Source organism: Leptospira yanagawae serovar Saopaulo str. Sao Paulo = ATCC 700523, from assembly GCF_000332475.2.
Lineage (GTDB): Bacteria > Spirochaetota > Leptospiria > Leptospirales > Leptospiraceae > Leptospira_A > Leptospira_A yanagawae.
Genome location: NZ_AOGX02000047.1, coordinates 22,586 through 44,862 on the forward strand (window position 1 = coordinate 22,586; position 22,277 = coordinate 44,862).

The window sequence follows — 22,277 nt, forward strand, 5'->3', positions numbered from 1 at the left end:
AAATCCCGATAGTTTTATTGTATGATTCGCTATTTGGTTTTACTCATTTTCCTTTGGGGCAGTCTGTCCCTAATTGCTGAACCAAACGAAGAAATATCGAAACCGTTGTTACGGGTTTTTCCAACATTTCGACCAGAAGAATGTGAAGACTGGGCAATATCACCTTTTGTTTGCAAACGATGTTTGTGGGAAGGGAAACGGTATGCGCAGGAAATTCGATTTTTTGAAGATGGACCGTATCGGTCTCACGGATGTTATACGGACAAAACAGGATTTGAGAATTTAGAAGGCAAATAGGATACCGGGAATCGAAATCCCCGGTAAATGGAAATGTGATTTACTTTTTGACACAAGTCATGATGCCAGCGAGTCCGCCGGGAGCATTTTTTAAACAGCTAGGGTCAAATTTTCCTTCCATACATTTGTCGATCATTTTTTGTTTGCCTTGTTGTAAACCTGCAAGAACGGGAGCTGCTGCTGGGTTCTTTTTTGCTTCTTCTTCAATTTGAGTGAAAGAACTTGCGAGAGCAGATTCACACTCTTCTTGGGTATAAACTTTGGATTTACAATTCGCCAAAATGAGCCCGAGAGCGAGTGCAAGGATAAGAGATTTTTTCATGAAAAACTCCGATAGATAGATTTCATGATAGTTTCTATTTGATAAAGGGATTTGAAAACAAAAAAATGATCCACCACATTGCCATTGGAACACCCCATCCAGCCCGATTAGCCAAGTTTTACCGAGAATTGCCAGGAGCCGTTCCCGTAAAAGAATTCCATTATGAATCGGGAGAACTTCGATCTGTTTGGATCCAATGTGATTCCATCCTCCTAATGTTAGAAGAAGGAAAGGCACAGGCACCAAAAAACCTCGTATTCTCCCTAACCCCAAGCAATCGTTCGTTGTGGAAAGAATGGCTTAAAACCGTAAAGATCACCAACCATACTGATTTTACAATTTATTTCAAGGATTCTGATGGGAATGGGCTTGGGATCAGTTCCTATCCCGAAAAACTTCCACCTGAAATAGAAATGAGTTGAGAAAACAAAACCTATCTTTAAGTTATCATTCACGAAAAGGGATATTTTTCACGAATGAACATCAAACAAAAGTTAGCTCTAAGATCATCACTGATTACGCTACTATCGCTTGGAGTTATCTTAACACTTATCTCTTATGTCATATACAAAAATGCAAAAGAAGACGCCTTAGAAAAAATTTCAATTTTGGCAGATAAAATATCCTTAAACGTGGGGACATATTTATCTGCTCCACTCAACGAAGCCTACCTACTCAAACAAATTTTACAAGAACCCAATCTTTTGGATCGAGAGAGAGTATTCAAAACACTTGTCATTATGTCCAAATCCAATGAATCGATTTTGGGGACCTATGTTGTTTTTGAACCAAACAGCTTTGACGGGAAAGACTCTAACTACCGTAATGCGAGATACCATGATAACACAGGAAGGTTGATTCCGTATGCCGTGAAGTCCAACGGTAAAATCATCATTGAACCTGTAGTAGGTTATGAATTACCAGAATCTGATTTTTACCAATTACCCAAAAAAAACAAAAAAGTAGAACTCATCCCTCCCTTTGATTATAAAGTAGACGGAGTGGATGTCACAATGATCTCACTAGTGTATCCTGTGATCCAAAACCAAAACTTCATCGGGATAGCTGGAGCAGACCTTTCCCTAACCACAATTCGATCCTATTTACAAAATTTAAAAATCCTAGATGGAAGTGTTAAGATTACACTTGTCGCAAGTAATGGTTATGTTTTGTTTAATGGATTAAGTCCAGAATCAAAATCCATTCAATGGGAAGATAAAGAAGACCCTTATGTGAGTCTTGCCATGTCCTCCAATGAAAAGCAAATTTATTCGGACTCAGAATATTTCCATGTGAGCCTTCCTATCCGTTTGGTAGAAAATACAGCACCATGGACACTTCGGATCTCCTACCCCCAAGAAAAAATTACAAACGAAATCCAATTCATCTTCTGGATTGCACTTACTTTAGGAGTTTTAGGAATTTTATTTTCCTCTCTTGCCAATATCATCATCTTTCGAAGGTTAGTTGATCGCAGACTCCAGAATCTCATCTCCTTTACCAAGGATGCGGCAAATGGGAATTTATCGAAAGAGTTCAATGATACCCAAAAAGATGAGATCGGAAATCTTGTCGAAGCCATCATTGCCATGATCACAAACATCCGTCATATTTTGGGTGTAGCACAATCTTCAGGCAACGAACTGAAAGAAAGCTCAAGGTTTATGGAAAATACCATCATTGAACTTTCAGACTTAGCACAAAGCCAAGCTGCCTCTTCTGAAGAAGCAAGTGCCACGGTAGAAGAATTAAATGCATCATCTGAAACCATCAATGCCAATGTGGAACAAGCTGTATCCAATTCCAAATCCATTCACTCTTCCCTGCTTGCCATCCAAACACTAGTGCAAAATATCACAAGTGAAGTGGAGAACTTTGGTCAAATCGCCAAAGGTGCCAATCTAAAAGCAGAAGAAGGTAGGACGATGGCAAGTCTTACCTCAAAAGCCATTGAAGAAATTCAGGAAAAATCTGTTTCCATCACAGAGTTCTCCGATGTGATCTCCAATATTTCCGAAAAAACAAGTTTACTTGCGTTAAACGCTGCGATCGAAGCAGCAAGAGCTGGTGAATCGGGAAGAGGATTCGCAGTAGTAGCAGAAGAGATTTCGAAACTTGCCGCACAGGCGGCTACTTCCGTTTCCCAAATCAATTCACTTTCCGAAGAAGCATTGGAATCCATTCAAAATGGAGGTGCCCAAGTTTCCAAACTCATCGCACTCCTACAAGAGATTATAAAAGAAGTCTCTGTGATTTTTGAAAAAGCAAATGACATTGTTCCTCTCATCCAAGACCAAAAAACAAGAACCGACAAAATTTATGTGGAAATAGAAGAAATCACTTCTCTTGTGGAGTCCATCCAACAATCTACAGAAGAACAAAAAAGAGCCACCTCAGAACTATCAAACATGACAATCAATATCTCAAATGGTTCTCAAATTTTATCAGAACAATCGGAAACGATGTCAGGCAATTCACTTCGCATGACAGGGATTAGTTCCAAGATTTCTGAGATTTTACAAAAATTTAACCTCTAGGAAAGGATTTTATGTCAATTAAGAAGAAAATTATCTACGTATCACTCGCAGTCATTTCTCTTATCATCGCAGGTATCCTTGTGATCCTTTCGATGGTGGTTAGATCTACACTCCTCCACAATTTAGGAGAAGATACGGAATACATCTCATCTCGGATCATAAGCGATATTTCCAATACCATCACTTCACCGATGAACAAAACATATTCGTTCCGAAAGTCTTTTGAAGTAGGGACTTTACGTTCCCGGAATGAATCCGTATTGTACTTAAAAAATTTACTGAAAGACGAAGACATCACTTTCGCAACGTATTGTGCTTTTGAACCTAATGCTTTTGATGGCAACGATGCAAGTTACCGCAATGCAGCAATCCATGATTCCACAGGAAGATTCATTCCATATGTCTTTCGAGATGGAGATAAATTCTCTACAGAACCACTCAAGGATATCGACGACCCTATCAAGGGAGAATTTTACCAAAAACCAAAATCATCTTTAAGAACCAGTATCACTTCCCCTTTTATCTATAAAGCTGGAAACTCTGAAATCTTTATCGTTTCGATCATGGAACCAATTTTGAGGAACGGTAAATTCATTGGGATTTCCGGAATTGATATTCGTTTAACAACAATTAAAACATACTTGGATTCTTTAAAGTTTGCAGATGGTGAAGGCAAAATCACCCTTATATCAGACAACCATTTGGTGTTATACGATGGATTCACTCACCTTTCCCAAGGTTTGGATTTTCGTTCGGCAGCAGACCCTTATTTTTATGAAAAAATCAAACAAAAAGACAAATCCTTATACGAGTTTGATGGTTACTTCCATGTGGCTGTCCCCATCACCATCATCGAAGGAAATGATCCTTGGTTAGCAAGGATATCCATACCCAAATCACAAATCCAATCTACTTTAAATTCTATCATTTTAGTTACGTTTGGACTTGGAATTTTGGGAATTTCTTTATCGATTTTATCCATTTACTTTAGTTTCCAAAGATTGGTAGACCGAAGGATCCAATCCATCAACCATTCTACTGAAAAAGTGGCTTCCGGTGATTTAAGGCAACTCATCAAAATCGATCAAATTGATGAGTTGGGTAGTATCATGGTCTCCCTTAACAAAATGATCGAACATTTAAGGAAACTCATTCGGATTGCTCAAAAATCTTCAGGAAAGATTGGTGAAACAACCGACAAAATGCAAAAAACAATCATTGAACTCACTGACTTAGCACAAAACCAAGCTGCATCATCAGAAGAAGCCAGTGCCACAGTAGAAGAGTTAAATGCATCGTCTGAAACAATACACAGCAATGTCCTAAGTGCCGTTGAAAATACAGAAACCATTCACCAATCGTTAGGTGATATCCAAGGATTGATGAAAAAAATATTGGAGAAAGTAAATACCTTTGGTGAAATTTCAGTCAGAGCTAACCAAAATGCAGAAGAAGGCCGAGCCATGGCAAAAGAAACATCCCTTGCCATTCGGGAAATCCAAGAAAAATCTAAAACCATCACTGCCTTTTCGAATGTAATCTCTGATATAGCAAAAAGAACCGGTTTACTCGCGTTAAATGCTGCAATTGAAGCGGCAAGGGCTGGAGAAACTGGTAAAGGATTTGCTGTGGTTGCTGAAGAAATCACAAAACTTGCAAGCCAATCCGCTGAGTCTGTATCCCAAATCAATACCCTTTCCCAAGAAGCTTTGGATTCCATTGAACGAGGGAACCAACAAGTAGAACGTTTGGTTGAAGTTTTGAAAAAAATCACCGATGAAGTTTCTCTCATCTTTATGTCATCCAATGAAATTGGGCCTCTGATTGAAGACCAAAGTTCGAGAACAGAAAGTATATACACAGAAGTGGTTGAAATCACAGAACAGGTAAAATCCATCAAACTGTCGACGGAAGAACAACAACGGGCCACAAATGAACTTGCCAATATGACAATCAATATCTCAAACGGATCCCAAGTATTGTCTGACCAATCATCTTCAATGGCCGAAAATGCAGAACGATTAGGACAAGTGATCAATACCCTAGATGAACTATTGAACACATTTAGAATTGAAAAGGATTTGGGAAACGAAGGTTAAACCTGAGGTGTAAAGAAGTACTTTCCAAGCGACTGCAAAACGCCCGAAGGAGACCACCCATTCGGAACTTGGAAAGACTGTGTCTGGTCGGTTTTGCAACAAAGCACAGGCGTTATTGCCCAGCCACCTCGCGGGTCAAAAATCTTTTGTTGTAACAACTACTATCCAAATGGACCACCTCCTTTGCTTATACCTTAGCTATGCCTTTTCTAGTACCTTTCAGATTTTCAGTCAAGAAAACATTTGCTTAAATCTAAAATAAAAGAAGATAGTGTACTATGGGAAAAGAGTTAGAAGGAAAAACTATACCGACCGAACAGGAGTCTAAGGAAACACTTCAATTGCATTATGAAGTTACTGTTTTTGACCTTTACAAACACTACTTCCAAGTTCGTTTGGTTCTAGAAACCAACCGAAACGAAATCAGTTTTTGCCTTCCCAGTTGGACACCAGGATCTTATATGATCCGTGATTATGTTACCCATTTACACAAATTTAATGCCTGTAATGCGAACACAAAAGAACCTATCTCTTGGGAGATGGAAGACTTACACCGGTGGAAAATAACAAACCCTCCTCCAAAATTTGAAATCACTTATATCATCTATGCATTCGAAGATTTCACGGTCAGGACCAATTATTTAGAAACAGAATTTGGATTCATCAATCCACCTGCTCTCTTTTTATACCCAGAAGGGAATTTGAATTTACCACATACCATTCAATTCCAAGTATCCGATTATTTCCCTAATGTGTACACGAGTTTACCAAGATATGAATCCAATCCTCATTTATTTTACGCCAAAAACTTTGACGAATTATATGACTCACCTTTCCATCTCAGTAAAAAAAATAGTGTGTTTTTCACTTCAGGAAACACCAAACATGAACTACTTGTAGAAGGTGATATTTCCTTTGATTTTATTTCCAAGTTAGCAAACGACCTACAAAAAATCACGGATACGCAAATCCAATGGATGATGGAAAGTCCTAACTTGTACTACCTATTTGTGTTAAATTTAAGTTTACCTGCTTACGGTGGACTAGAACACAAAGCCTCTAGTATCAATTATTTTAATCCAGAGCTCATCCACGATGAAGAAGAATACAAACGATTATTGGAACTTTTATCTCACGAATACTTTCATTTGTGGAATATTAAACGCATTCGCCCCATCGCACTTGGACCCTTTGATTACCAAAAACCAAACCTAACAAAAGAACTCTGGATTGCTGAAGGATTTACAAGTTTTTACGATGCATACTTTTTATATCATTCTGGTTTTTTAAGTTGGGACGAGTATTTAAACAAACTTCAATCTGATATTTTTTCATTAGAAGAAAACGAAGCCGATTTTTGGATGAGTTTGGAAGAGTCTTCCTTTACCGCTTGGACCAAATACTACAAAAGGAATGCCAATAGTCACAACATAACTGTTTCTTATTATACAAAAGGTGGAGTTCTCGCCCTCTGTATGAATTTGTTTTTATTAAAAGAATCCCAAGAGAAAAAAACGATTCGTCATGTTTTTCATAAATTGAATGAAGTATTTGTAAAAGAAAAGAAGAGAGGATTCACCAAACAAGAGTTTTTTGACATTGTGAGACAAGTGACAGGTGTTGACTTAAAAATTGAATTTAACACTTACCTGGTAAATCCAAAACCAATTCCAGTGGACGAATATTTGGATATCATTGGAATCCAAAGAATACAAACTGATTTAGTAGGTGAAACTGGATTTAAAACCAAAGAAAAAAACGGGAACCTTTGGGTTCAGAAAATCCAACACAAATCAAATGAAAACTCTTTAGATTTGATGTTAGACGATGAAATTTTAGCCATCAATGGGAAACGAGCCAATTTATCACTATTACAAAAATTAGAAAAAAGTTTGAGGCCTGGCGAAAAATTCCATCTTATCATTTCAAGGTCGGGGAAAATCAAAGAAACCATGGTTACGGCATCGGGAGTGTATAAAACTAAAAAATTGGTACTCACTGAAGATTGTCCGATTGAGAAAAAGGAACTTAGAGAGTATTTTTTAAGGAATATTGTATAATGCCAGCACTCTTCAACTACATCCTTACACCTACTTCTAAGGAAGAAGTATTACTTGACACTCCCCTTCCCCTATCTCACAAACATCCGAAACATTGGATCAACATCACTGCTGATAACGAAGAAAAACTTACGTTTTTATTTCAAAAACATGATATCCACCAATTGACGATTGAAGATATTTTAAATCCAAACAGTAGGATCAAATTAGAGAAGTTCCCAAATTATATATTTTTTATTTTCAGAGGGTTTCATTTTGAACGGAACCAACTCACACAAAAGAATTTTAATTTTATCCTAACTCCAAACCAAATCATTTCTCTTACATTGGATTATAGGGATAGCATTGGTACCATCATCGATGATTGGAAAACCAATAATAAAATTTTGGCAAAAGGTTATGAATTCATTGTTCACAAAATTTTAGATATCGAAACTGATCATACTTTGGCGATTACACAAAAAATTGAAGAACGTATAGATCACTTTGAAGATCAAATTTTTAATAATGCAAAGTCACTTGATATCAGCAATGTGTATAGTCTAAGGTCTAGCTTACTTTCAATCAAAAAAGGAATGTTACAAAACAAAGAAGTATTAGAAGATTTAGAAAAAATCAAAAATAGTTTTTTTAGTGATGAGGCCGATGCATTTTTCCGCGATGTAAGAGACCATTCCATACGTATCCTTGAACTTGTGGATAGCAATATTGAATCCATTTCTTCTGCACTCGAAGCCCATATCGCAATTTCTACAAGAAAAACCAATGAAATCATGAAAATTCTCACCATCATGACTGCCATTATGTTACCGATGTCACTCGTGGCTGGGATTTATGGTATGAATTTTCGGCATATGCCCACCTTAGAATGGGAATATGGTTTTGCCTCCGCAATCAGTGCCATGGGATTACTCGGCTTTTTGATGTTAGTTTACTTTCGTATCAAACGTTGGTATTAAGAATATTTTGAAAAAAAATAAAACAGGAAGATTACAATAAATTTCGGATTTGCACAAAGAGTTCGGGATCTTCTTTAGGAGGATCTACCTCACCCCGAATCCATTGGTTCAATAAATCCTTGAGATCTTTGTTGAATGATTCAAATTCTGGTGAGTTCGGAAATAAAATCACAGAATGAGGTTTGATGGACTTTCCTGTCGTGGATAAAAAGGCAAAGTCTGGAATCATTTTTTCTAATTTTTCTGCTGAAAAGGCTGGGTAATTCATTCCAAGCCAATCGACAGATGGCAAACAATTTTTTTTGAAATAAGCATCACTGAGAGCGGAGACAAGTGCCTTTTTTAACTGTTGTTTTTTCTCTTTTTCAAGTCGCTCTTCTCTTTCGCGAAGTTTCTTCTTAAAAAAGTTTTCTCTACGTTTTTGGTACAAAAACTGACGGTCCATCTGCAAAAAGGTTAAGATGGATTTTGCTTTCGCATAACCAGAGTTTACGATCGGTGTGATTCCTAAAAAATAAAACAATTTATAAAACCATGGAATGTAATTAAAATATACAGCTTGTAAGTTTTTACCATATGTTTTGACAAACTCTTCATCTTTAAAAATGGGTTTGAGTTCTTTTTCATTCAATTCTAAAATTGCTTTCAGGTATAATATATGTTCAGTTGTAAATCTATAATTTTGGTAAATCAGAGAATTGATCTCTTTGATATTGTTTTGGTTATTGTTTACAAAAACTGCAATTTTGGAATCAGCATCATGCCATTCTGCAGAGAGCACTTTTGGGTTTTTGCGAAGTAAATCCACGATGACCAAATTATGTTCATCGTCCTTTTCTAAATTGATCCGAAGTAATCTAGAATCAAAGTCAAATTGACTATCCAACATTTTCATGTAGACTTTTAACAATCGATCAACTTCTTTTCTTTTTTCGACTTCCGCAAATTTAACCGCTATCTCGGTCACTTTTTTTAAGTTATGAATGAAAGAATAAAACCCATGTTCTTTGAGAGTTTCTTTAAAACTATATAGAGTATCAACTTTGGCTCGGATGATTTCGATTTCATTAATTTCTACATCACCAGTCCCAGGAGAAAACAATCGATCTAAAGCAAGTCTGATTTCAGAATCAAAGGCTTTGGCAAATGGCTCCACCTTTGTCATCAAATACTCGTTGGCAATATTCAAAAAATGAGCAGCTTCAGATTCAGGTAGATAATAAAAACCAATATGAGGTAACACAATCACTTTCGCTTCAGCAGCAAGTTCATCGATGATAAGACCCCTAGATCGTTTTAACATCTCTGATGAAGGTTGCAGTGGGAATTGTTTTGGATCGAGCAAACGATCCAATTCATCACCAGGGCCATCTTCTTTATAATCTATATCTGCTAATTGGTTTAATACATTTCTCCATGTATCTTCTGTTAGGGTTCGTTTATTTTGGATGAATTGATAAATATGTTCTGTAGAACGCCCAATCAAAAGTTTGTAAGGTTCTTCGAGAGGCATTCCAGAAGGTAGGCCCACTAAAAATGTGACAAGTCGCAACTCACCAATGTCGGCATCATATTTGATTTCAAACAGTTGGGTGGCGAGGCCATAGTCAATGAGTTCCCACATCTGATCGAATGCCGTTTCTCTGTCCATTTTGAGTTTTTCAAAATTGGCATCAGTGGGGCGAAAGAGATGACCGGCTTCAATGTTTTCTCTGGAACTTTGAGCCTCAACAGTCTTCATGATGGAGAGTGCTTCTTTTTGTAAAATGATACCTGAAGACCTTCCCAAATTTTCTTTGGTGGTGAGTTGTAAAAAATGGTCGTGAGGCGGTGAAATTCTCATACTTTAAATGGCGGTGATCCCACCATCAACGGTCCAATTCGATCCAGTGATGTAACCAGATTCTTTTTGCAAAAGGAAATTGACTACTCGGGCAATTTCCGAAGGTTCCGCAATCCGTTTAACAGGAGTTTGGTTTATAATTTTTGATTTATGATCGGAAACTTGGTTTTCTTGGATTCCCATTGATGTATCAACATAACCTGGACTCACTGCATTAGCAGTGATCCCAAACTTTCCCCATTCATCTGCAATGGATTTGATAAATCCAACTAATCCATGTTTGGAGGCAGAATAAGCAACTGAATTCGCTGATCCAATAATAGATAAAGAGGAAGCAATGGCCACCATCCGGCCGAAGTTCAGTTTTTGAAAGATCGGTAAAACAACTTTTGAAACAATGTAAAGGCTTGTGAGGTTGATGCGAAAGATAGACTCCCACTCTTCGATGGATACCTCTGTGATTGGGTGGTAGGGCCCACCAAATCCCGCCGTATGGACAATGCCGTAGAGTTCTCCCATTTCACTCGATTCGTGGATGATTTTAGAAAGGCTCCTTTCGACAACAAAGGGTGTCTCAGAAAGATCCACTTCTCGGTAGGTCTCTTGTAAGATGGGTTCTTTTGGGCGAACCTTATCCAGATTCCAAACCGAATAACCCGAGAGGACAAGGGTTCTCACGATCTCCCGACCAATCCCACCACTGCCACCTGTCACGAGAACAATCGATTCCTTGATTTCCATCGTCCCTACAAAATTCCTTTTTTTGGGGTAATGGATAAGTCATCCACAAAGATTGATTTTGGCAACCGCGAAATACACCACAAGTACTCGGAAATGTCCGAAACTGAAACCATCTCATTCTTGTCAAATTCAGGCCTTTCGTCCCAAATCCCCGTAGCAACAGCTCCTAAACTGACATGCACCACCTTGGTTCCAAATGGTTTCCATTCTTCCCGAAGTGCTCTGGCAATACCGAGAACAGCATGTTTGGAAGCACAATAGGCAACCGATTCAGGGAATCCTTGTTTACCAGCCGTAGAACCTAAAAACACAAAGGTTGCATTTTGGAGGAAAGGGATATGGTGTGAATAATACTTCGATAACAAAATGAGAGAATGGACATTGAGTTCAAAATGGGACTCTAAATCTTTTTTTTTCAGAAGGTCAATGGGTCCAAACAGTCCATCACCCAAAGCAAAGTACACCACCAGTTCCGGACGATCGTAAAAGGGTGAACTGGGAGGGACCTTGTGTCCAAACAGTCCAGCAAGAGAAAGTTCGAAAGATCGTAAGTCTTTTTGGTCTGTGGCATCAAATTGGAATGATCCCGCCTCAGCTTTTGAAAAATCACCGATAGGGAGTTTCCCTTTCCTAGAAAATCCAAAAAGGGAAACAGACTCGTCTTCTAAGAATCGATTGTAAAGGCCTTCACCGATCCCAGAACCAATTCCAAAAATATGGACATGTTTTTTTTTGTCATACCCTACGTGCCATCACTTGCAAAAGGAAGTGTACCGCTTCTAAATGTTTATTTGCTTCGGCAATACTTTTCCCCCACACTGTTGGGCCGTGGCCTTCAATCAGAAGGAAAGGAACTTTCGGGATTCCTATTGTTGTGAAGTAACGTTTGATTTGATTGGCGATCATTGGCACATCCGTGTGGTTATAAAACACAGGCATTGTAAGACTTGGTTTTTCATCCCAAATTCCAAAGGCTTTGATGATCTCTATTGGTGGAATCGGGATCTCTCGATACCCTTCATCTTTCCCAACACCAAACTCAAGTAAGTTGGACTCCAATGTATGTACATGGAGGCAAGACCCAACATTTGGAATCTGAGAATACAATACTTGGTGGATACTTGTTTCGGCCGAGGGTTTTAACCCTTCTTTGGCACTGAGGAGTGACCCATCCTGAACTGATACACAAACAAAATCTGAATCTTTTAATTCACCTTTGTGTTTCCCAGAGGCAGTGATCCAAAATTGATTGTGGGTTTCATTGTCTCGGGTAGAAAGATTCCCAGCAGTGGCAAACATCCACTGCCGTGAATAATAAAGATGGGAAAGTTTAGTGACTTCCTGTAAGGACGAGATCAAATCCAAATCTATTTATTGACGCGCTCCACGTAACTCAAATCACGAAGGTCGATTTTCACCGTATCCCCTTGTTTGATAAAGATAGGAACTTGGACTTCTCCACCAGTTTCCACAGTGACTCGTTTGAGAGCAAGACCAGTGGTATCTCCTTTTAATCCATCTTCCGCGTATGTCACTTCCAAGATAGCGAAGTTTGGCGGTGTCACACCAATTGGTTTGTCATTGTAAAATGAAACTTCCACAGGTGTTTCTTCTTTCATAAAAGGAAGGATATCCTCTACATAATCTTTGGAAACAGGGATTTGTTCGTAATCGTTGATGTCCATAAAAATGATTTGGTCACCGTCTGCATAACAATACTGCATCTTTCGGCGTTCCAAATCCACACTTTCCAATTTCTCAGCGGCTTTGAAGGTTCTTTCAATGGAAGAATCGCGGACAATGTTTTTGAGTTTGGTTCGGATGAATGCAGAACCCTTTCCTGGGTTCACAAATTCTGTTTTGACGACGGAATAAAGCTCATTCTCGATCTTGAGGATCATCCCTTTTTTTACTTCTGTAATGCCTAAGTTCATAATTTCGTTACTCGTAAACAAAATCCGAGGGACTTGGCATAGTGTCAACCGAAGTATGGTCATAAGTCATGACTTGGTCCGATTGGAAATGGCAATTGCAAAACCGAATCACAAATCTTGTGGATTTGGAATCCGAAATCGCTCTGACAGAGGAAGAAAAAGATTCTTTTCCTAAGGCTTACGAACAGTTCCAATTTGCAGTCACACCGTACTATTTGGCAAGGGTAGACAAAGAAAACCCCGACTGTCCCATCCGCAAACAAATCTTACCTCGTGCGGGTGAACTTGTCCGTAAACCCAATGAAACGGATGACCCTCTCGCAGAAGAATCTCACATGCCTATAAAAGGTGTGACCCACCGTTACCCCGATCGTGCCATTTGGTACATTTCTCATGTTTGCGCTGTGTATTGTCGTTTTTGTACAAGGAAACGAAAGGTTTCCACTCCCGAGGAAACTCCCAACCGGACCGAATGGGAGAAAGCATTAGAGTATTTTAGAGGTGAACCCAAACTCCGCGAAGTGATTTTGTCAGGTGGGGATCCTCTCACACTCTCTGATGTTTCTTTGGATTATCTTTTAGGAGAATTAAAACAAATTCCCCATTTGAACCAAATCCGCATCCATACCCGCCACCCCGTAACCATGCCAATGCGCCTTACAGAAAGTTTGAATTCTGTTTTTTCGAAATACTTCCCACTCTACATGGTCACTCATTTCAACCATCCCAATGAAATCTCTGAAGAAACAAAATTCTATGTTTCTCGTATGATAAGAGAAGGGCATGTATCAGTATTCAACCAATCCGTTTTACTTTCAGGGATCAATGATGATGCAAACATATTATCAGACTTAAATTACAAACTCATCTCCATTGGTATCAAACCTTATTACCTCCACCAATGTGATGAAGTATTTGGGAGTTCTGATTTTGTTGTCCCCTTAGAAAAAGGGATTGAGATCTACCGCAAACTCAGAGGTTACCATTCAGGAATCACCATACCGAATTATGTAAAAGACCTAACTGGTGGTGGTGGCAAAGTATTACTCTCTCCCGATTACTTACAAAAAAAAACAGAGAAAGGGTATCTATTTCAAAATTATTTAGGAGATGAATATGAAGTGGGCCATTAATCCCTTTTTGATTTTGTTTTTGGTCACAATATGTTGTGGATTCCCATTTTGCAAATCCGCAAATTCCATTACCATTCCCACAAATGAAAAAAAACCAATTCCTAAACCGATAGAAGATAAACAAAACATTCCCCTAACAAAGGAACTACGGCTCACTTACCATGCTGTATGGGTGGCAAAAGAAAATTTTGAATTAAACGAATCCACTTCCCTATTTGGAACGGGGAATCAATACAAAATCTCATTGTCAGGTGACAAACCTTATCCGTGGTTGCGATTGTCATCCACGGATAGAGAAAACCAATCTCAGTTTCGTTATTTTTTCAAAGACGAAACCCAAAACCCGGATGTTTCCTATTTTGTTTGGGGACAAAAAAAATGCAGTGTGCAAGTATACCGGATGGATTCCGGTGAATTTTACCTTCGTTGGGAAGGGATACACAATGGGTTTTTACTCGTTTTTGAATCTTCTACAAAAAACACCGATCCTCCCAAAGAATTGGCCAAATCCTTTCATGATCTTGTCCTAAGTTCCCTGGAAGTGTACTAATCGATTTTTTGGAAAGAGGAGATTTTTGATAAAAAAAGATTAGGCAAATGGAAAGCCAGCGTTAGGCTTTGAGGAGAATTTTATGTGGTTAAAACTTGGCGAATCAGAAGTGATCAATTTGGATTATGTGGCATCGATCAAAAAAAATCCAAACCAACCTTCTATTGAAATCATTTACCAAGACTTAAACAATGTAAAATCCCTTCCCTTTCCGGGCAAAGAAGAACGTGATCGTGCTTTCAAAGCCATATTGGAAAACTTATCTCGAATGAAATTATACTTTGAATGAATTATGGAATTTGAAGCACTAAACCCAAATCTCTATGCACAAGTATTGGATGAACTCGAAATCATCCCTTCCACCAAACCGTACCAAATTTTGTTTTATGGTTCGCGGGAACGTGGGGATTACCATACCGATTCCGACTTAAATTTTTACCTTGTGGCACACTCCACAGACCAAATGAAATCCCAATTCATTGATTCCATTTCAAAAGCCTTACAGAAATTAGAAGATGTGGCTCCGGTGAATATGATTGCCGGGGATGCTGATTCTTTGCGCCACCGATTGAAAATTTCGGAGCCTGGTTCCGTGCAACTCATGGAAGCTTCCTCTGTTTTTTTTGGAGAAGGCATTTTTGAAGACCTCAAAGCAGATTGGGACAGGTGGAAAGAACGTGAGATTCCGAAATCTGATCTCATCCAGTATTTAGAAAAACGAATTCGTTTTTTCAAACAACAAGTCACTCGGAATGTGAAAGATGAAATCGCTCAATTAGAAAGAATCACAACCCTCACACTTCACATTTGGGCCTTACAAAATATCGAAGACCTCACTCATATCGAACTTTTAAAAATGGACACCCCCGACCAATTGGTCCCCCTCTTCACAAATTTATACCGAAAGGAATTGGAAGCACCAATTTGGGAGCTCTTAGAGTTACAAACAAAAGTGAGACGACTCAAAGTGGACATACGTTGGAAACGAGACGTATCTCGTGAAGACATCCATGAAACCAAATACAAACTCATATCGTTACGAAACGACGAAGAGTTTATGATGAACCTCTGGGCATAACTCAATCCCAAAATCAAATTGAGAAACTAAAAAATCCAGTTTGATCTTCTAAAACAAGATGAGCTCATTTCCCAAACTCAGATAAAAAGGATTCATACCCTCTTTCTTTCAGTTTGGATTTGGGGATAATCTCCATCGAAGCCGAATTCATACAATACCGTTTGCCAGTGGGTTTTGGTCCATCATCAAACACATGACCTAAATGAGAGTCCCCTATTTTTGACCTAACCTCTGTTCGGCTCATCCCATAGGAATGATCATCGATTTCCACTACATTCTCTTTCACCAAAGGTTTTGTAAAACTTGGCCAACCAGTTCCCGATTCAAACTTATCTTTGGAACTGAATAATGGTTCTTTCGAAACAATATCCACATAAATCCCCTCTTCATGGTTGTCCCAATACTCATTTTGAAACGGAGGTTCCGTATCGTCTTCTTGTGTTACACGGTATTGGAGATCAGTGAGTTTTTTTCGTAATTCTGGATTATCTGTTTTTTTTGTTTTTTCCGTTGCACTTGGGGAACAACAAAAAGAAGCGAAAATAGACAAAATCATGACAGAAAGGAAAGAAACCACCAAAATTTGTTTCATGAGCCTTAGACTTATTGGATTTGTTTTTTTACTTTCATTTATGTTAAAAATCCTTCGTCATAGAATCCATGCAGATTGCTCCTTTTCCTAAAAACGAGGCCGCAAGACTTTCCGCTCTAAAAGGCTTGGAGATCCTCGATACTCCCGAAGAGGAAATGTTCGACGAAATCACAAAACTTGCTTCCATGATCTGCAATGCTCCTATTTCTCTTGTGAGTCTCATTGATGAAACCAGGCAGTGGTTTAAATCCCACCATGGACTGAAAGCCAGAGAAACCCCACGTTCTCTCGCTTTTTGTTCGCATGCGATTTTGGGAGATGAGATGTTTGTGGTTCCCAATGCAAAAAATGACAACCGATTCAAAAACAACCCACTTGTGAACGGAGACCCTCATGTGATTTTTTATGCAGGGATCCCACTTGCATTAGATGACCAAATCAAACTTGGTACCCTTTGTGTGATTGATAACAAACCAAGAGAATTGAACGAAGAACAATTGCAGATGTTACGTTTACTTGGCAAACAAACCGTCCGTTTGCTCCAAATGCGGAAAGACCGAGACAAACTGGAAATTGAAAAAAAATCAGCAGAGAGAGCCACTGCAGCAAAAAGAGATTTTATAGCCGCAATCAGCCACGACATTCGCAATCCATTGAATTCTCTCCTTGGGATGTCGGAAATGATCAAAGACCAACCCATTCCTGAATTGGTTCATACCTATGTAGATCATATCCAAAATGCGGGTGAAGTGATTTTGAATTTGGTGAATGATACCATTGAACTTTCTAGGTTAGAAGAAAATGCATCTGTCCTCAATAATGAATGGTTCCACTTGAGCCAATGTTTGGCGGTGTATCATAACTTTTTCAGACAAGAAACCAAACGTAAAAAAATCGAATTCCATTTAAAAAATGAAATTTCAGAATCTGTTTTTTTGTTAACCGATAGACGAAAACTTGAAAAAATCATTTGGAACCTAACCACAAATGCAGTGAAGTTCACTCACCATGGTTCAGTATCTTGTCATGTGTATTTGGAAACAAAGGCTGATGAAAACGCAAATCTTATCATCCAAATCAAGGACACAGGCCCTGGAATTTCCCCTGAGATCAAAGATCGACTATTCGAAAAATACAATGAGTTTGTTCCTGAAGGATGTGAAATTTCTGGATCGGGATTAGGCCTTTCTATCGTCAAACTCTCGCTAGATGAGCTAAATGGAGAGATTCAGGTTACTTCCCAATTAGGGGAAGGTAGTCTTTTCCAAGTGAAAATCCCCGTTGTTTGGAAACGAGAAGAGTCCACTCTGGCAGACACAAACGAAGGTTCCAAAAAAGAAACAGGCGTTCCTCCTTTCACCAATCGCAAAAAAATACTCATTGCTGATGACAATGAACTGAACCGAAAAGTGTTAAAAAACTATTTACGTGCCCTTCCTTTTGATATCATTGAAACCAGTAACGGGATCGAAACAGAAAGGATTCTCGGATCGGAACCCTTTGACATTGCCTTTCTCGACATCGAAATGCCTGGAAAACATGGAACCGAAATTGCAAAATCCCTAGTTAAAGAGAACGGTAAACCCATTCTCTTTGCATGCACGGGGCTTTGTATGCCAGAAGAAAAAGAACAAATTTTGCAATCGGGTTTCGAGTATTTTATGCCAAAACCGTATTTAAAAGAAGAACTCTACTCCCATTTAACCGAAATCGCAAAAAAACACCCATAAAAGCACCGAAGGGTTTCTGTTATTTTTACCTTTCTTTTTTAGGCCGTTTTTTTATTGTATCCTATTTCCATGACTAAGAATGACACCGAAGTTGGAAATGACTTCCAATCCTTCGGATTACGTCCTGAAATACTACAAGGAATCACTGAAGCAGGCTTCGAATCACCAAGCCCTATCCAAAAACAAGCGATTCCGCTCGTATTGGAAGGAAAAGATTTAATCGCACAAGCGCAGACCGGTACCGGAAAAACTGCAGCTTACGGACTCCCCTGTTTGAACCGAATCAATGTGGAAGATGGCATGCAAGTGCTTGTCCTCACACCCACTCGGGAACTTGCATTGCAAGTATCAGATGAATTGTACAAACTGGGAAAACATTTAGGAATCAAAACCACCACAATTTACGGTGGAAGTTCCTATTCTAAACAAATCACTCAAGTGGCAAAAGGTGCCCAAGTTGCTGTTGCAACTCCTGGCAGACTCCTAGACCTATTAAAGGGTAAGGAACTTAAAAATTTCAAACCATCCATGGTGATTTTAGACGAAGCAGATGAAATGCTTGATATGGGATTTATGGATGATATCGAATCCATCTTTAACTTACTTCCCACGAAACGCCAAACATTATTATTTTCTGCAACAATGCCCGAACCAATTAAAAAATTGGCGAGTAAATACCAAACACACCCAGCTCATGTGAAGATTGCAGCAACGGAAAAATCTTCTAAGAACATCGAACAAGTGTACTACGTGATCGATGAAGCAGAACGTGAAATCGCTGTTGTACGAATTTTGGATTATGAAAACCCATACAAGGCTATCATCTTTACCAAAACCAAAAAAGAAGCTGATGATCTAAAAGCAACCCTTGGGTTCAAAGGATATCCGGTGGAGGCTCTTCACGGAGATCTAAACCAAAAACAAAGAGAACAAGTGTTAAAAAGCCTACATGATGGCCGAGTCAAAATCCTTGTGGCTACTGATGTTGCCGCACGTGGACTTGACGTAAAAGATTTGTCTCTTGTGATCAATTACCACCTTCCTTTTGATAGCGAAAGTTATACGCACCGAATTGGTCGTACTGGCCGTGCTGGTAAATCGGGAAAGGCTGTGACTCTTGTGACAACAAGAGAATCGAGAGCCCTACTTCGACTCAAAGGAACTTCTGGAACACAACTCACAATTGCGGCCCTCCCGACTAAAAAGGAAGTGTTGGCACGACGAGAAGAAGACTTTTTAAACAAAGTTGTGGAATCAGAAATCCATGCAGATGCGGAAGAAGTATTGGAAAAGCTCTTGAAGTTAGACGACAAACGTTCTGTTGCATTGAAACTCCTTTCCAATATGCTCGATAAAACAAAAATCAGTGGGCCTGAAAAAATTGGAAAAACCCCAGCAGAATGGAGTGAAATGCCCCCTGGTGGTGGATCTGGTGGCAGACGCCGTCGTGATGATGGTGGCGGATCAGGTGGTGGTCGCGGTGGTTACCGTGGCGGAAGAGGCGAACGCAGTGACCGTGGGGAACGAAAAGAACGTAGTGGCGAAAGTACTAGCCGACGTTCTAGCACCCCATCTTCTAAAAAAGAAGGTGGAGTGTATGTGAAAGCGGCTGGGAAAAAAACTCAGCGTTTTCGGAACAAGTAGTGGCTCACAAACCACTCTTCTCCGTTACGATAACCCCATAACTCAGCACAGGCGAGAAAGAAAACTTTCCAATACACAAACCATTTGGTTTTTTCTTTTTCGCCGTAAGTACTCGCAAGGATAGGCATAAGTTTATCCTTGTTTTCAATCATGTTTTCATACCAAGCTTCACTTGTCCTTGCATAATGGGTTCCATTGACTACCCAGTGGTTTTCAATGAGAAAGTCTTTTTGGAAATACAAAAACAAATCATCGGAAGGCATCTGGCCACCCGTGAAAAAATACTTCGCCATCCAATCCGTTTCATCAATCACTTCAAACGGGTATGCAAATTCTTTATGAGTGAAGATATGCACAAAGAATTTTCCATCAGCCACAAGGAACTTCGATAACTTTTCAAACAGTTTTTCGTAGTTTTTCATGTGTTCCAACATCTCTACAGACACGATGCGATCAAATTTGTCTTTCGTGGTAAAATCATTCATGTCCTTTGTGATGATGGTGAGGTTTTTTAATCCCCTTTCCTTCGCACGTTTGTCGATGAATTCTTTTTGAGTGCGCGAATTGGAAACTCCAGTCACTTTGCATTTTGGAAATTTTTCCGCAATGTAGAGAGAGATACTGCCCCAACCACAACCCAAGTCAAGAACGCGCATTCCATTTTTGATTTCTGCGCGTTCTACGGTGATCCGTAACATTTCTTCTTCCGATTCTGCAAACGTAGTATCAAGTGTTGGCCAATACCCTGATGAGTATTTCATCCTTGGTCCCATCACATAGGTGAAAAAATCACTGGGCACTTCGTAATGTTGTTCGTTTGCTGCATCGGTATGCACAGCAATCGGTGAATTCTTTAACGAGTTCACATAGTCCATTTTATGTTGGAGTTGGAGCGTCGCATTTTCTTTACGTTCTTGTTTGATGCGTAGGTCCAAAAGTTGGCGGATACGGAAACGAATGAGCCAATCAGGGAAAATATTTTTCTCTAAAAGTGAGTTGATACTAAAAGAAGAAGACTCTTCCTTTTTTTGAGAATCTGTGAAATTCATGTTTTGTCCTTTTTAATTTAATGTTTTGGAAACCAAGGGAAAAATGCATTTGTGGTACGCATGTATTCTCGGAATAAATCACCTTTTGACTGGAGTGAATACTTTTCAGCAAAAGGGACACCGGATACAAATCGTAACAACACAAACATAAAAACAGGGGTGAAAAGAGAACCAACGGCAACTGGTGCCGAAAGAATGGGAATCACTCCGATTCCAAGCCAAATCACCCATTCAAAAAAGTAATTGGGATGCCTTGTGTATTTCCAAAGGCCAATATTGCACACCTTTCCTTTGTTTGTCGGGATCGATAAAAAATTGTGTAAATCCCGATCAGCTATGGTTTCACCCACCACTCCGAGCACAAATAAGGTCCAACCAATCCAAACCATAAGGGTTCCATTCGGACCAAAGAGTCCTGCATTCGGGAACAAATTCCATTGGGAAGCGAAGTAAAACGGGAAAGATAACAATAATGCAAGTGCCCCTTGCAATAGGAAAACATTGGTGAACATTTTGGAGTGCACTTTGTCACCATAGTCTTTACGAAATCCAGCATAACGTTTGTCTTCTGGGTGATTGGTGCGAATGCGAGTCCAGTAAAGAAATCCAGACAATCGGATTGCCCAAACCCAAACCGGGATGAGGACTGCTAATTTAGCAAACCAATTGCCTGTTCCAAAAAAGGAAAGCACAGTGGCAATACCTGCAATCACAAGCCCCCAACCCACATCAATCACGGCATAGTTGTCTCGGGATTTTCCCCAAAACCACATAAGGGTCATAAAACAAAAAGTAAAAATAACAGCCGTTAGATACGGAATAAATACGTTGTCCAAGTGGGTTTTTCCTCTACCTTGGTTTAGACGGGGTTCAATGTGTTTTGAAGTCGTTGTAGAGTTTTTTATAGAGAATTTTTTCTAAAAACTTAGGAGAGAAAAATCGCATCCATTCCAAAAACTTTCCACTCAAATTAAAGGTCACAAGCCTTGCTTCTTTGTCTTTCGCAACTTCCATGAGAACTTGTGCCACTTCCTTAGCCGACTTACGTTTGCCTTTGGCAGGAGCCTCGGCGAGAACCTTTCCATCCGCGGTTAGACCCGAAGTGCGTAAGGCTGTATCGGTATAAGGGACACAGACAAGTGATACCCCAATGCCTTCCAATAAACTTTCGATACGAAGTGACTCAAGAGCGGCATGAAGGGCTGACTTGGAAGCAGAATACGCAGCTCTCCCGGGAACTCCATACAAAGCAGAAACAGTTGATGTGGTCACAATGTTCCCTTTGGCTTTTAAAACAAGAGGAAGCAAACCTCGGATGAATTGGATGGGACCAAAAAAATTGGTAGCAAAGGTTTTTTGGTACACTTCCATCGTTAACGAATCAAAGCGGCCATGTGCTGTAATCCCAGCATTATTGAACAATACATCCACTCGGTCCACTCGTTTCATCGTCCATTCGATGGCATCCTGTACAGAACTTGGATCCGAAAGGTCACAGGTGACCCGATGGAGCACACAGTCTTTGTGTTTTGTCTCAGGTTCTGCGATATCACCCGCCCTTCGCGCCAAAAGGACCAATTGGCATGGATACATAACAAGCTCTTCCAGTAATGCTTTCCCAATCCCACTCGATGCACCAGTGATCACTACGACACTATCGTTCCAAAATTCTTTTTTCATATTACCCTTTCCACTAGATTCCCACTCGA

Annotated in this window: 22 protein-coding genes; 12 read left to right on the forward strand and 10 right to left on the reverse strand. The window is 39.4% G+C overall.

All coding sequences use genetic code 11. The features are described from left to right. Positions 1 to 21: 21 nt before the first annotated feature. Positions 22 to 297: a hypothetical protein gene (locus tag LEP1GSC202_RS18145; protein WP_015679258.1), complete on the forward strand. Its 276-nt coding sequence runs from the start codon at positions 22 to 24 to the stop codon at positions 295 to 297. A 40-nt stretch (positions 298 to 337) separates the two neighbouring features. Here LEP1GSC202_RS18145 and LEP1GSC202_RS18150 read toward each other — a convergent pair whose 3' ends face one another. After that, positions 338 to 619, reverse strand: a complete 282-nt coding sequence (locus LEP1GSC202_RS18150) for a TIGR04454 family lipoprotein (RefSeq protein ID WP_015679311.1) — start codon at positions 617 to 619, stop codon at positions 338 to 340. A gap of 65 nt (positions 620 to 684) precedes the next feature. On the opposite strand from LEP1GSC202_RS18150, the gene LEP1GSC202_RS18155 reads away from it, so the two are divergent. From LEP1GSC202_RS18155 to LEP1GSC202_RS18175, 5 genes are all read left to right on the forward strand, one after another. Beyond that, complete coding sequence (locus LEP1GSC202_RS18155) at positions 685 to 1,041, forward strand: VOC family protein (RefSeq protein WP_039929604.1); 357 nt, start codon at positions 685 to 687, stop codon at positions 1,039 to 1,041. Positions 1,042 to 1,095: 54 nt separating this feature from the next. Beyond that, positions 1,096 to 3,156 carry a methyl-accepting chemotaxis protein gene (locus LEP1GSC202_RS18160; protein ID WP_015679366.1) on the forward strand — a complete coding sequence of 687 codons (2,061 nt, stop codon included), beginning with the start codon at positions 1,096 to 1,098 and terminating at the stop codon, positions 3,154 to 3,156. 11 nt (positions 3,157 to 3,167) lie between these two features. Further along, positions 3,168 to 5,255 (forward strand): methyl-accepting chemotaxis protein, encoded by a 2,088-nt coding sequence (locus LEP1GSC202_RS18165; RefSeq protein ID WP_015679290.1) that lies wholly within the window; start codon positions 3,168 to 3,170, stop codon positions 5,253 to 5,255. Positions 5,256 to 5,533: 278 nt separating this feature from the next. After that, positions 5,534 to 7,315, forward strand: a complete 1,782-nt coding sequence (locus LEP1GSC202_RS18170) for a M61 family metallopeptidase (RefSeq protein ID WP_015679461.1) — start codon at positions 5,534 to 5,536, stop codon at positions 7,313 to 7,315. Then, a complete protein-coding gene (locus tag LEP1GSC202_RS18175; protein ID WP_015679393.1) occupies positions 7,315 to 8,274 on the forward strand; it encodes a magnesium transporter CorA family protein in 960 nt (319 codons plus the stop codon). Before LEP1GSC202_RS18170 ends, LEP1GSC202_RS18175 begins: the two co-directional genes overlap by 1 nt. Before the next feature lie 31 nt (positions 8,275 to 8,305). Here LEP1GSC202_RS18175 and LEP1GSC202_RS18180 read toward each other — a convergent pair whose 3' ends face one another. The 5 genes from LEP1GSC202_RS18180 to efp form a co-directional block, all read right to left on the reverse strand. Beyond that, the gene (locus LEP1GSC202_RS18180) at positions 8,306 to 10,117 is read right to left on the reverse strand and encodes a hypothetical protein (RefSeq protein ID WP_015679362.1); all 1,812 of its coding nucleotides are present in this window, start codon (positions 10,115 to 10,117) and stop codon (positions 8,306 to 8,308) included. Positions 10,118 to 10,120: 3 nt separating this feature from the next. Continuing rightward, the gene (locus LEP1GSC202_RS18185; protein ID WP_015679214.1) at positions 10,121 to 10,858 is read right to left on the reverse strand and encodes an SDR family NAD(P)-dependent oxidoreductase; all 738 of its coding nucleotides are present in this window, start codon (positions 10,856 to 10,858) and stop codon (positions 10,121 to 10,123) included. A 5-nt stretch (positions 10,859 to 10,863) separates the two neighbouring features. Continuing rightward, positions 10,864 to 11,322, reverse strand: coding sequence for an SDR family oxidoreductase (locus LEP1GSC202_RS20305; RefSeq protein ID WP_015679261.1), 459 nt, complete (start codon positions 11,320 to 11,322; stop codon positions 10,864 to 10,866). Positions 11,323 to 11,593: 271 nt separating this feature from the next. Further along, complete coding sequence (gene mtnB, locus LEP1GSC202_RS18195) at positions 11,594 to 12,223, reverse strand: methylthioribulose 1-phosphate dehydratase (RefSeq protein WP_039929507.1); 630 nt, start codon at positions 12,221 to 12,223, stop codon at positions 11,594 to 11,596. A 2-nt stretch (positions 12,224 to 12,225) separates the two neighbouring features. Further along, on the reverse strand, positions 12,226 to 12,792 hold the full coding sequence (gene efp / locus LEP1GSC202_RS18200) for an elongation factor P (protein ID WP_039929510.1): 567 nt from the start codon (positions 12,790 to 12,792) through the stop codon (positions 12,226 to 12,228). A gap of 68 nt (positions 12,793 to 12,860) precedes the next feature. Here efp and LEP1GSC202_RS18205 point away from each other — a divergent pair, with 68 nt between their 5' ends. The 4 genes from LEP1GSC202_RS18205 (at position 12,861) to LEP1GSC202_RS18220 (ending at position 15,553) form a co-directional block, all read left to right on the forward strand. After that, positions 12,861 to 13,925 carry a KamA family radical SAM protein gene (locus LEP1GSC202_RS18205; RefSeq protein WP_015679401.1) on the forward strand — a complete coding sequence of 355 codons (1,065 nt, stop codon included), beginning with the start codon at positions 12,861 to 12,863 and terminating at the stop codon, positions 13,923 to 13,925. After that, on the forward strand, positions 13,909 to 14,475 hold the full coding sequence (locus LEP1GSC202_RS18210) for a hypothetical protein (RefSeq protein WP_015679222.1): 567 nt from the start codon (positions 13,909 to 13,911) through the stop codon (positions 14,473 to 14,475). Before LEP1GSC202_RS18205 ends, LEP1GSC202_RS18210 begins: the two co-directional genes overlap by 17 nt. Positions 14,476 to 14,557: 82 nt before the next feature. Then, positions 14,558 to 14,764 (forward strand): hypothetical protein, encoded by a 207-nt coding sequence (locus tag LEP1GSC202_RS18215; RefSeq protein ID WP_004787999.1) that lies wholly within the window; start codon positions 14,558 to 14,560, stop codon positions 14,762 to 14,764. 3 nt (positions 14,765 to 14,767) lie between these two features. Continuing rightward, positions 14,768 to 15,553, forward strand: coding sequence for a hypothetical protein (locus LEP1GSC202_RS18220; protein ID WP_015679359.1), 786 nt, complete (start codon positions 14,768 to 14,770; stop codon positions 15,551 to 15,553). Positions 15,554 to 15,617: 64 nt separating this feature from the next. On the opposite strand, the gene msrB is transcribed toward LEP1GSC202_RS18220, so the two are convergent. Continuing rightward, positions 15,618 to 16,109 carry a peptide-methionine (R)-S-oxide reductase MsrB gene (gene msrB / locus LEP1GSC202_RS18225; RefSeq protein ID WP_015679448.1) on the reverse strand — a complete coding sequence of 164 codons (492 nt, stop codon included), beginning with the start codon at positions 16,107 to 16,109 and terminating at the stop codon, positions 15,618 to 15,620. A 104-nt stretch (positions 16,110 to 16,213) separates the two neighbouring features. On the opposite strand from msrB, the gene LEP1GSC202_RS18230 reads away from it, so the two are divergent. Together LEP1GSC202_RS18230 and LEP1GSC202_RS18235 are read left to right on the forward strand one after the other, a co-directional pair. After that, the gene (locus tag LEP1GSC202_RS18230; RefSeq protein WP_015679228.1) at positions 16,214 to 17,875 is read left to right on the forward strand and encodes a hybrid sensor histidine kinase/response regulator; all 1,662 of its coding nucleotides are present in this window, start codon (positions 16,214 to 16,216) and stop codon (positions 17,873 to 17,875) included. Between the two features lie 69 nt (positions 17,876 to 17,944). Next, positions 17,945 to 19,519 carry a DEAD/DEAH box helicase gene (locus tag LEP1GSC202_RS18235; RefSeq protein WP_039929518.1) on the forward strand — a complete coding sequence of 525 codons (1,575 nt, stop codon included), beginning with the start codon at positions 17,945 to 17,947 and terminating at the stop codon, positions 19,517 to 19,519. Here the strand turns inward: LEP1GSC202_RS18235 and LEP1GSC202_RS18240 are convergent. Genes LEP1GSC202_RS18240 through LEP1GSC202_RS18250 form a run of 3 tightly spaced genes read right to left on the reverse strand, consistent with a single transcriptional unit; the run spans position 19,498 to position 22,248 of the window. Next, positions 19,498 to 20,568 carry an SAM-dependent methyltransferase gene (locus LEP1GSC202_RS18240; RefSeq protein WP_015679422.1) on the reverse strand — a complete coding sequence of 357 codons (1,071 nt, stop codon included), beginning with the start codon at positions 20,566 to 20,568 and terminating at the stop codon, positions 19,498 to 19,500. The genes LEP1GSC202_RS18235 and LEP1GSC202_RS18240 overlap by 22 nt on opposite strands. Before the next feature lie 17 nt (positions 20,569 to 20,585). Continuing rightward, the gene (locus tag LEP1GSC202_RS18245) at positions 20,586 to 21,404 is read right to left on the reverse strand and encodes a DUF1295 domain-containing protein (protein ID WP_015679273.1); all 819 of its coding nucleotides are present in this window, start codon (positions 21,402 to 21,404) and stop codon (positions 20,586 to 20,588) included. Positions 21,405 to 21,438: 34 nt separating this feature from the next. Beyond that, the gene (locus LEP1GSC202_RS18250) at positions 21,439 to 22,248 is read right to left on the reverse strand and encodes an SDR family NAD(P)-dependent oxidoreductase (protein WP_015679445.1); all 810 of its coding nucleotides are present in this window, start codon (positions 22,246 to 22,248) and stop codon (positions 21,439 to 21,441) included. Positions 22,249 to 22,277 lie beyond the last annotated feature (29 nt).